This is a genomic window from Kitasatospora sp. NPDC057198 (genome assembly GCF_042670125.1).
In the GTDB taxonomy this organism is placed as follows: Bacteria; Actinomycetota; Actinomycetes; order Streptomycetales; family Streptomycetaceae; genus Kitasatospora.
The window spans coordinates 1-10345 of record NZ_JBHUWH010000285.1 but is presented as its reverse complement, the minus strand read 5'-3'; the positions used below and the strand labels follow the sequence as shown (position 1 = coordinate 10345).

At 74.5% G+C, this 10345-nt stretch carries 8 protein-coding genes; 3 read left to right on the top strand and 5 right to left on the bottom strand.

The window, feature by feature from the left end; all coding sequences use genetic code 11:
- The 4 genes from ACFUEL_RS26745 to ACFUEL_RS26730 form a co-directional block, all read right to left on the bottom strand.
- The coding region (locus tag ACFUEL_RS26745; RefSeq protein ID WP_380239315.1) for a DegT/DnrJ/EryC1/StrS family aminotransferase at positions 1-1088 on the bottom strand (1088 nt) is incomplete at its 3' end.
- Between the two features lie 130 nt (positions 1089-1218).
- Positions 1219-2355: a DegT/DnrJ/EryC1/StrS family aminotransferase gene (locus ACFUEL_RS26740; RefSeq protein ID WP_380239314.1), complete on the bottom strand. Its 1137-nt coding sequence runs from the start codon at positions 2353-2355 to the stop codon at positions 1219-1221.
- Between the two features lie 69 nt (positions 2356-2424).
- Complete coding sequence (locus ACFUEL_RS26735; protein WP_380239313.1) at positions 2425-3408, bottom strand: NAD-dependent epimerase/dehydratase family protein; 984 nt, start codon at positions 3406-3408, stop codon at positions 2425-2427.
- Positions 3405-4535, bottom strand: coding sequence for a Gfo/Idh/MocA family protein (locus tag ACFUEL_RS26730; RefSeq protein ID WP_380239312.1), 1131 nt, complete (start codon positions 4533-4535; stop codon positions 3405-3407). Before ACFUEL_RS26730 ends, ACFUEL_RS26735 begins: the two co-directional genes overlap by 4 nt.
- A 352-nt stretch (positions 4536-4887) precedes the next feature.
- Between ACFUEL_RS26730 and ACFUEL_RS26725 the strand changes: the two genes are divergently transcribed.
- Positions 4888-5343: a YwqJ-related putative deaminase gene (locus ACFUEL_RS26725; protein WP_380239311.1), complete on the top strand. Its 456-nt coding sequence runs from the start codon at positions 4888-4890 to the stop codon at positions 5341-5343.
- A gap of 81 nt (positions 5344-5424) precedes the next feature.
- The gene (locus tag ACFUEL_RS26720) at positions 5425-5889 is read left to right on the top strand and encodes an SUKH-3 domain-containing protein (RefSeq protein WP_380239310.1); all 465 of its coding nucleotides are present in this window, start codon (positions 5425-5427) and stop codon (positions 5887-5889) included.
- A gap of 68 nt (positions 5890-5957) precedes the next feature.
- Here the strand turns inward: ACFUEL_RS26720 and ACFUEL_RS26715 are convergent, their stop codons facing one another.
- Positions 5958-7229 carry a sensor histidine kinase gene (locus ACFUEL_RS26715; protein WP_380239309.1) on the bottom strand — a complete coding sequence of 424 codons (1272 nt, stop codon included), beginning with the start codon at positions 7227-7229 and terminating at the stop codon, positions 5958-5960.
- Between the two features lie 259 nt (positions 7230-7488).
- Here ACFUEL_RS26715 and ppc point away from each other — a divergent pair.
- Positions 7489-10345, top strand: a 2857-nt coding sequence (gene ppc, locus ACFUEL_RS26710) for a phosphoenolpyruvate carboxylase (RefSeq protein ID WP_380239316.1), incomplete at its 3' end; no start/stop codon positions are given.

Sequence of the window (10345 nt, the reverse complement as noted above, 5' to 3'; positions counted from 1 at the left end):
GCGGCCAGCACCTCGGCGACCCGGGTCTGCCGGTCCTCGGTGAGCTGCGGGAACAGCGGCAGGGTGAGCAGTCGCCCGGCGGCCCGCTCGATGACCGGGAAGGCGCCCTCGCCGTACCCGAGGTGCCGGAACGCGGGCTGCAGGTGCACGGGGACGGGGTAGTGGACGCCGGCGCCGATCCCGGCCTCCTGGAGGGCGGCCAGCACGCCGTCGCGGCCGTGCTCGACCCGGACGGCGTACAGGTGCCAGACGTGCTCGTTGCCGGGCAGGGTGCGCGGCAGGACGATGCCGTCCAGGCCGCCGAGCAGCTTGTCGTAGCGCTCGGCGGCGGCCCGGCGCAGCTCGTTCCAGGCGGGCAGCCGGCGGAGCTTGGCGCGCAGCACCACGGCCTGCAGGGTGTCCATCCGGGAGTTGAAGCCGAACTTCTCGTGGACGTACTTGCGGGCCGAGCCGTGGTCGCCGATCAGCCGGACCGCGTCGGCGAGCCCGGCGTCGTCGGTGACCACCGCGCCGGCGTCGCCGTACGCGCCGAGGTTCTTGCCCGGGTAGAAGCTGGTGGCGGAGATCCGCCCCCAGCTGCCGGACGGCCGCCCGTGCCGGGTGGCGCCCTGCGACTGGGCGCCGTCCTCGACCACCGGCAGCCCGTCGGCGATCTCCAGCAGGTGCTCCATCGGGGCGAGTTGGCCGTTGAGGTGGACGGGCAGCAGCGCGACGGCCTCGGTGACCCGGGCGGCGGCCTGCTCGACGTCGATCAGCAGGTGCTCCTCGTCGGCGTCCACCAGCACCGGCCGCAGCCCGGCCCGGACGACCGCCTCGGCGGTCGCCACGAAGGTGTTGGCGGGCAGCACCACTCCGCCGCCGGGCTTCAACTCCAGTGCCCGCAGCGCGAGTTCGAGCGCGTCGGTGCCGTTCGCCGTCCCCACCGCGTGCCCGGCGCCGCAGAACGCCGCGTACTCCCGCTCGAACGCGGCCACGTCCGGGCCCTTGATGTAGGCCCCGCTCGCCAGCACCGCGTCGAAGCCCGCGCGGACCTCGTCGGCGATCTCGGCGTGCGAGGCGTGCAGGTCGACCAGGGGGATGTCGGTCACGGTGAGAACCTCTCGTGGGCGAAACCGGGGGCGCGAGGAACTGCGCGAGTCGGAAGACGGACGACGGGAAGATCGCGGCAAGGAGAGGAAGCCGCACGTGCGGGCGCCCCGGCAGCAGCGCGGCGGCGCGTCAGCGGCGCAGGGCCGCCCCGAGCGTCGAGACGACGTGCTCCTGCTGTTCGTGGGTGAGCGAGTGGTAGAGCGGCAGGATCAGCGTCCGCGCGGTGATCTCCTCGGTGACCGGGAGCGGCACCCGCGCGGTGCCCTTGTACGGGGCCTCCAGGTGGGCGGCCATGATGCCGCGCCGGGCGGAGACGCCGCCGGCGGCCAGCCGGGTCAGGACCTCGCCGCGGTCGGGGGCGTCCTCGGGCAGCCGCAGCCACAGCGACTGGAAGTTGGAGCTGCCGTGCGCCGGGTCGCGGACCAGCCGGGCGGCCAGTTCCTCCCCGAGCAGTTCCCGGTAGCGGTCGGCGAGTTCGCGCCGCCGGGCGACCATCGCGGGCAGCTTGCCGAGCTGGACGAGGCCGATCGCAGCCTGGACGTCGGTCATCCGGTGGTTGAAGCCGATCTCGTCGTAGGTCTCCACGACGCCGGCCCCGCCCGCGCCGGCGTGCCGGTCGGCGGCCGAGACGCTCATCCCGTGCTCGCGCAGCCGCCGCAGCCGGGCGGCGAGTTCGGCGTCCCGGCAGGTGACCATGCCGCCCTCGCCGGTGGTGAGGAGTTTGCGCGGGTGGAACGAGTAGGCGGCGATCTCGGCGCCGGCCCCGGCCGGGCGGCCGCGCAGCAGGGAGCCGGCCGCGCAGGCGGCGTCCTCGACCACGGCGATGCCGCGCGGTTCGGCCAGCGCCCGGATCGCGTCCAGGTCGACCGGGACGCCGCCCTGGTCGACGGCGACGACGGCCCGGGTGCGGTCGGTGAGCAGCGGGGCGACGGTGTCGGGCGTGAGGTTGCCGGTGGCCGGGTCGACGTCGGCGAAGACCGGGGTGGCGCCGACGTAGGTGACGGCGTTGGCGGTGGCGATGAAGGACAGCGAGGGGACGACGACCTCGTCGCCGGGGCCGGCGCCGGCGCCGATCATCGCCAGGTGCAGGGCGGTGGTGCAGGAGGAGACGGCGACGGCGTGCGGCACGCCGAGGTGCTCGGCGAACGCCCGCTCGAACGCGGCGACCCGGGGGCCCTGCGCGACCCAGCCGGAGCGGACCGCCCCGGCGGCGGCCTCGGCCTCCTCCTCGCCGAGCCACGGGATCATGACGGGGATGGTGGACATGGCGGTGCTCCTTCGCGTCACACGGTCCTGCGGGGCCTGCGGGGGCCTGCGGGGGTTCGGGAACGGGCCCTACGCCTGCTCGCGCCACCAGGCGACGAGTTCGCGCAGCCCGTCGACGAGCCCGAGTTCGGGCTTCCAGCCGAGGTCCCGCTCGGCGGCGGAGATGTCGGCGAGCCGCCGGACCACGCCGCCGGCGGTGTCCCGGGCGGGGCCGTGCTCGACGTCGAGGCCGGAGTCCATGGCGGCGAGCAGCGCGTCGGCGAGGCCGCGCAGCGAGATCTCGGTGCCGGAGGCGATGTTGTAGACCCGGTCGGTGACGGGGGCGGCGGCGGCCAGCAGGTTCGCGCGGGCGATGTCCTCGGTGTGGACGAAGTCCATGGTCTGGGCGCCGTCGCCGAAGATCAGCGGGGGCTGTCCGGCGGCGATCCGCTCCATCCAGCGGATGAACACCTCGGTGTAGCGGCCGTGCACGTCCATCCGGGGGCCGTACACGTTGAAGTACCGCAGGGCGACGTAGTCGAGGCCGTACATGGTGTGGAAGCTGCGCAGCAGGCCCTCGTTGAAGACCTTGGCGGCGCCGTACAGGGTGTCGTTGTGGTACGGGTGCTGGGTCTCGGGGGTGGGGAAGGTGTCCGCCAGGCCGTAGACCGAGGCGGTGGAGGAGGCGACCACCTTGCGCACGCCGGTCTCGGCGGCGGCCTCGACCACGTCGAAGGCGCCGTCGACCATGATCTCCAGGGCGAGCCGGGGTTCGGCGGCGCACTGGGTGATCCGGATCGCGGCGAGGTGGAACAGCACGTCGGTGCCGGTGCCGAGCAGTTCGCGCAGCAGGGCGCGGTCGCGGATGTCGCCGTCGACGACCCGCAGCTGTCCGGGGGCGGCGAGCTCCTGGGCGCGGGCCAGGTTGGCGGCGCGGCCGCGGACGAAGTTGTCGAGGACGACGACCTCGCGGGCGCCGGCCACGATCAGCTGGTCGACGACGGTGGAGCCGATGGTTCCGGCGCCGCCGGTGACCAGGCAGCGGGAGCCTTCGAGGGGGACGGCGGCGTTCATCGGGCGGTGGCCTTCTGCTGGGCGGGAAGCGGGCGGGTGATCAGGGCGGCGTCGTCGGGGCCGTCCAGCGGGACGGTCGCGCCGCCGAGTTCGAGGCTGCGGGAGGCGGCGTGCAGCAGGCGCAGCACGCGCAGCCCGGCGCGGCCGTCGGTGAGCGGGGCGCGGCCCTCGGTGATGGCGGCGGCGAACTCGCCCATCACGTTGCGCAGCGCCTCCTGTTCGACCAGGGCGGGGGCGACCACGTCGCCGACCCGGTAGGAGATCAGGGCGCGGTGCCGGATGGCGTCGGTGAGCTCGTCGGGCGGGGTGAGGTCGACGCCGCGGTCGTGGACGGCGAGCCGGGCCTGCGGGTTGAGGTCGTCCCAGACCAGGGTGCGGCGGGAGCCGCCGATCAGGGTGGTGCGGACCTTGGTCGGGGAGAGCCAGTTGACGTGGCAGTGGGCGAGCGCGCCGTTGGACAGGCGCAGCGTCAGGTAGGCGACGCAGGCCCGGCCGGCGCCGATCGGGTCGGCGGCCTGGGCGCTGACGCCGACGGGTTCGACGCCCGGCGGCAGCACGAAGTCGAGGATGGACAGGTCGTGCGGGGCGAGGTCCCACAGCACGTCGACGTCGGGCTGGACGAGTCCGAGGTTGATCCGCACCGAGTCGAAGAACTGGACGTCGCCGATCTCGCCGCCGTGCACGAGTTCGCGGATCCGGCGCACCACCGGGGTGTAGCAGAAGGTGTGGTCGCACATCAGGACCAGGCCGCGCTCCTCGGCGAGGGCGACCAGGTCGGCGGCCTCCTCGACGGTGGTGGTGATCGGCTTCTCCACCAGGACGTGCTTGCCCGCCTCCAGGGCGGCCCGGGCCAGAGCGTGGTGCGCGCCGGCGGGGGTGGCGATGGCCACCGCCTGGACGCGCTCGTCGGCGAGCACCTGCGCGTAGGAGGTGGTGGCGGCGACCGTGGAGTACTCGCCGAGGACCTTGCGGGAGCGCTGTTCGTCGAGGTCGCACAGCCAGTGCAGCCGCAGGGCGGCGGTCTGCTGGGCGTTGCGGACCAGGTTCGGGCCCCAGTAGCCGGCGCCGACCACGGCCAGGCCGATCCGCCGGTCGGGTTGCCGTTCGGTGCTGCCCGGTGTGGGCACGTGTTCCCCTGGCGCCTCGTGCGCCACGACGTTCGACCCCATCGCAAGACCCCCCTTGCCGCCGCGTCGCTCGAACGGTACCGGCCCGGCCGGGCCCATCGGGGCACAATCGGCAAAACCGGTGAAGCCCACCAGGGGCGCGCGGGGCGGGAGTTCGGCCCTCCGTACACCTCCGTGCGCCCCGTGTCCGCACCCCGGCGCGGCGCCGCCCGGATCGGTTTGGCAGGCTGGATGCTCTCGGGTGAGGATTCACTGTCAGTGGGCTCCGCTACCCTGCGTGATCCACCGTCCGTCAGCAGACCCCCGGCAGCGGAGAACTGCCGGTGCGCCGTACCAACGCCGAGGAGCAGTCATGGACCAGTCGGGCCCGCCGCCCGTGCTGCGGCACCAGCGCGACAGCCTGCTGCCCGCGGTCGCGGCCGCGCTGTCGCTGCGCGGCGGCGAGGTGCACACGCTGGCCGGGGAGAAGTCCGAACTGCCGCCGGCCCTGCACCCGCTGGTCGCCGGGTTCCTGGCGGCGCTGCCGGTGGAGAAGCGCGAGCGCTTCCTGGGCCGCTGCCCGGAGGCGGCGCTGCTGTCCCAGTACCTCGGGCAGGTGGACGCGTCCCGCTCGAAGCGGGCCGCGCGCAAGCCGATGACGGTGCAGGAGGCGCGCAAGGCGCTCAAGGGGGCCCGGATGACCACGCTGCGGATCCGCGAGGAGGGCGACCCGGCGCACGGCACGCACGCGCCGCCGTGCCGCTCCTGCGCCCCGCTGCTGGAGCACCTGAACGTGGCCAGCGTCGAGGTGGGGCCGCCCGCCCGCTAGCCAGCCCGTCCTGCCCCCGAACCACCGGAGCACGCCCTGAACGCCAGCACCGTCCGCACCCAGCCCCGCTTCCCCGCCGACGTGGCCGCCGCCCTCAAGCAGGCCGGCTGGCAGCCGGGCCGGTGGGAGATCCGGCAGGCCGAGCAGTGGGCCGACGCCCTGGTCGCGTACGGCGGTCCGCTGGACCCGCAGCACGCGGTGTTCCCGGCCGCGATCGAGGCGTGGGCCGAGTTCGGCGGCCTGGCCTTCGACGTCCCGGGCGCGGGCGAGACGCTGGCCCGCACCCCGTTCCTGCTCGACCCGCGCTGCGGCCTGCACGCCCCGCGCGCGCTGGCCGACCTCGGCCGGGCCCTGGACACCCGGCTCGCCCCGCTCGGCGAGGAGCTGTACGGGCAGGCCCTGCTGGCGATCGACGAGCTGGGCCGGGTCTACAGCCTCGACCACACCGGCGAGTGGTACCTGGGCCCGAGCGTCGACCGGGCGATCGGCACCCTGGTGCTCGGCCTGGCCCCGCACCGGCTGCGCACCGCGGACGCCGGGCAGTAACCGCTCGGCCGGGCAGCGGCCGCACAGCCGCTCAGCCGCACAGCCGCCCGGCCCGGCGGCGGCCGCGCTCAGGCGGGCGGCGCCACCGAGCGCCGCAGCCGGGACGGCAGCACCGCCTCGACCCGGAAGCCGCCGCCCTCCTCCCGCCCGGCGTGGAAGGCGCCGCCGAGCGCCACCACCCGCTCGCGCATCCCGACCAGCCCGTTGCCGCCGCTGGGCAGCGCCACCGGCGCCGCGGCCGCGCCCGGACACTCGTTCACCACCGACACCCGCACCCCGTTCGGCACGTACGCCAGCAGCACCGACACCCGCGCCCCGCCCGCGTACTTGTGCGCGTTGGTCAGGCCCTCCTGCACCACCCGGTACGCGGTCTGCTCGGCCTCGGCGACGTACGCCCGGCGCTCGCCGCTGACGGTCAGCGACACCGCCATCCCGGCCACCCGGGACTGCTCGACCAGCTCCGGCAGCTCCGGCAGGCCGCCCACCGGGGCCTCCACCTGCTCCTGCGCCTCGGTCATCCGCAGCACCCCGAGGATCTCGCGCAGCTCGTCCAGCGCCTGCCGGCCGGTCTCGCCGATCAGCTTCGCGGACTGCTGGGCCTTCGCCGGGTCCTTGGGGACGATCCGCTCCACCGCGGCGGCGTGCACCACCATCAGGCTGACCCGGTGGGCGACCACGTCGTGCATCTCCCGGGCGATCCTGGTGCGCTCCTCGAGCCGGGCCCGCCAGGCGCGCTCCCGGGCCTGCTCGGCCAGCAGCGTCAGCTCGGTCTCCAGGCCCTGCGCCCGGTCCTTGAGCGACTCCACCAGCCGCCGCCGCGCCCCCACGTACAGGCCGGTCACCATCGGGGCGACGGCCATGCCGACCGCGACGAACGCCGCGATCACCACGAACACCCAGGTCGGCGGCAGCGGTTCGGCCGGCGGCGTCTTGGGCGGTTCCGTCATCGCGAGCAGCACCATGCCGAAGGTCTCGACCATCGCGACCGCCGACAGCACCACCACCCGGGCCCGCCGCGAGGGCCACTCCCAGGTCGCCGCGAGCGTGTACAGCGACACCACCAGCAGCACCACGCCGAAGAAGCCGGGCACGAACACCAGCGCCACCACCACCGGCACCACCGGCCACCGGCGCCGCACCACCAGCGACGCCCCGGCGAGCGCCCCCAGGACGACGCACACCACCGCGGCGGGCAGCCCCCAGTGCAGCCGGTCCCGGACCAGCCCGTACGCGCCGACGGCGCACTCCAGCCCGGAGACCGCCGCCAGTCCCACGTCCAGCACCGCGCTGCGCCTTCGCGCCCACCACCACAGGCCGTCCCCCGCCGGCTTCTCACTCATGACCGACACGATACGCAGTCACCCCTCCCGGCAGCTGCGCCAGCGCACGTCCAGCCGGCTCCCAGCCTTCCGCGACCTGTCCGCCATCCGGCCACCTCTCTGTCCTGGCACCCCGTGCCACCTATGCTGTTGCCCGTCGGACAGCGCGGTCCGCACCCGTCACCCGCACCGCGGTGATGTCAGAGCCGTTGCCGAACCCCACCACCACAGGGAGACAGCCGTGACCGCTCCGGTCCCCACTCCGGCGGACAGCCCCTCCGTGATCGCCGACGCGGACGACAATGCCGCGCTGCGTGCGGACATCCGCCGCCTCGGCGATCTGCTCGGGGAGACCCTGGTCCGCCAGGAGGGCCCCGAACTGCTGGGCCTGGTCGAGCAGGTGCGCCTGCTGAGCCGCACCGACGGCGAGGCGACGGCGCAGCTGCTGGCGGAGATCGACCTGGACACCGCCGCGAAGCTGGTGCGCGCCTTCTCCACCTACTTCCACCTGGCGAACGTCACCGAGCAGGTGCACCGCGGCCGGGAGTTCGCCTCCCGCCGGGCCCGCGAGGGCTCGCTGCTCTCGCAGACCATGGACCAGCTGAAGGAGGCGGACCCGAAGCACCTGGCCGACACCCTGGCCAACCTCGCGGTGCGCCCGGTCTTCACCGCGCACCCGACCGAGGCGGCCCGCCGCTCGGTGCTGAACAAGCTGCGCCGGGTCGGCGAGCTGCTGGAGCGCATCCACCGCGAGCAGGCCGCCACCGGCCGGGTCGACAGCGCCCGGCAGACCTCGGCCCGCCGCCAGGCCGACCGCCGGCTGGCCGAGGTGATCGACCTGCTGTGGCAGACCGACGAGCTGCGGATCGCCCGGCCGGAGCCCACCGACGAGGCCCGCAACGCCGTCTACTACCTGGACGAGCTGTACCGCGACGCCGTCCCGGAGGTGCTGGAGGAGCTGCACGAGGAGCTGGCCCGGGTCGGCCTGGCGCTGCCCGAGGGCGTGCGCCCGCTGACCTTCGGCACCTGGATCGGCGGCGACCGCGACGGCAACCCGAACGTCACCCCGCGGGTCACCTGGGACGTCCTCAACCTGCAGCACGAGTACGGCATCAAGGACGCCCTGGAGGCGGTCGACGACCTGCGCGCCTCGCTCTCCACCTCGGTGCGCCTGGCCGGGGCCTCGGAGGAGCTGCTGGCCTCGCTGGACGCCGACCTGGAGCACCTGCCGGAGCTGAGCCCGCGCTACAAGCGGATGAACGCCGAGGAGCCGTACCGGCTGAAGGCCACCTGCATCCGGATCAAGCTGGAGAACACCCGCGACCGGCTGGCCGCGGGCACGCCGCCCACCCCGGGCCGCGACTACGTCGGCACCCGCGACCTGATCGCCGACCTGCGCCTGATCCAGGACTCGCTGCGGGCGCACCGCGGCGGCCTGATCGCCGACGGCCGCCTGGCGCGGGCGATCCGCACCATCGAGGCGTTCGGCCTGCAGCTGGCCACCATGGACGTGCGCGAGCACGCCGAGGCGCACCACCACGCGCTGGGCCAGCTGTTCGACCGGCTCGGCGAGGAGGCGTGGCGCTACACCGACATGCCGCGCGAGTACCGCCAGCGCCTGCTGTCCAAGGAGATGCGCTCGCGCCGCCCGCTGGCCCCGACCCCGGCGCCGCTGGACGCCGCGGGCGCCAAGACGCTGGGCGTGTTCACCACCATCCGCGAGGGCTTCGAGCGCTTCGGCGACGAGATCGTCGAGTCGTACATCATCTCGATGTGCCAGGGCGCGGACGACGTGTTCGCGGCCGCGGTGCTGGCCCGCGAGGCCGGCCTGATCGACCTGCACGCGGGCATCGCCAAGATCGGCATCGTGCCGCTGCTGGAGACCACCGACGAGCTCCAGGAGGCCGACCGGATCCTGGACGAGATGCTCTCCGACCCGTCGTACCGGCTGCTGGTGTCGCTGCGCGGCGACATCCAGGAGGTCATGCTCGGCTACTCGGACTCCTCGAAGTTCGGCGGCATCACCACCTCGCAGTGGGAGATCCACCGCGCCCAGCGCCGGCTGCGCGACGTCGCGCACCGCTACGGCATCCGGCTGCGGCTCTTCCACGGCCGCGGCGGCACCGTGGGCCGCGGCGGCGGCCCCTCGCACGAGGCGATCCTCGCCCAGCCGTGGGGCACCCTGGAGGGCGAGATCAAGGTCACCGAGCAGGGCGAGGTGATCAGCGACAAGTACCTGCTGCCCTCGCTGGCCCGGGAGAACCTGGAGCTGACCCTCTCCGCCACGCTGGCCGCCTCCGCGCTGCACACCGCGCCCCGCCAGGCCCCGGAGGAGCTGGCCCGCTGGGACGCCGCGATGGACCGGGTCTCCGAGGCCGCGCACACCGCGTACCGGGCCCTGGTCGAGCAGGAGGACCTGCCGAAGTACTTCTTCGCCGCGACGCCGGTCGACCAGCTGGCCTCGCTGCACCTGGGCTCCCGCCCGTCCCGCCGCCCGGACAGCGGCGCCGGCCTGGACGGCCTGCGGGCCATCCCGTGGGTGTTCGGCTGGACGCAGTCCCGGCAGATCGTGCCCGGCTGGTACGGCGTGGGCTCCGGCCTGGCGGCGGCCCGCGCGGCCGGGCTGTCGGACGTGCTCGACGAGATGCACGGCAACTGGCACTTCTTCCGCAACTTCCTGTCCAACGTCGCGATGACGCTGGCCAAGACCGACCTGCGGATCGCCCGCCACTACGTCGAGCAGCTCGTCCCGGCCGAGCTGCACCACGTCTTCGACCAGATCGTCGCCGAGCACGACCTCACCCTGCGCGAGGTGCTGCGGCTGACCGGCGAGTCGGAGCTGCTGGAGCACAACGAGGTCCTCAAGCAGACCTTCACCGTGCGCGACGCCTACCTCGACCCGATCTCCTACCTCCAGGTCGCGCTGCTGCGCCGGCAGCGCGAGGAGGTCGCGGCCGGCCGCCCGGAGGACCCGCTGCGCGCCCGCGCGCTGCTGCTCACCGTGAACGGCATCGCGTGTTCTCGTAGGTCCCGATCCCCGGGGAGGGGAAGCCGCCCGAGCCCACGTACTGCTGCCCGACCTCGCCCACGTACTCAAGGGTCGTGTCGAAGTCGGCCTCGCCCACGTTGTAGTGCGA

What these genes read in the sequence shown, in the direction of transcription:
- ACFUEL_RS26740 (WP_380239314.1), bottom strand. Translation starts at nt 2,355, where the DNA reads ATGTCCACCATCCCCGTCATGATCCCGTGGCTCGGCGAGGAGGAGGCC.
- ACFUEL_RS26735 (WP_380239313.1), bottom strand. Translation starts at nt 3,408, where the DNA reads ATGAACGCCGCCGTCCCCCTCGAAGGCTCCCGCTGCCTGGTCACCGGC.
- ACFUEL_RS26725 (WP_380239311.1), top strand. Translation starts at nt 4,888, where the DNA reads ATGGACCAGTCGGGCCCGCCGCCCGTGCTGCGGCACCAGCGCGACAGC.
- ACFUEL_RS26715 (WP_380239309.1), bottom strand. Translation starts at nt 7,229, where the DNA reads ATGAGTGAGAAGCCGGCGGGGGACGGCCTGTGGTGGTGGGCGCGAAGG.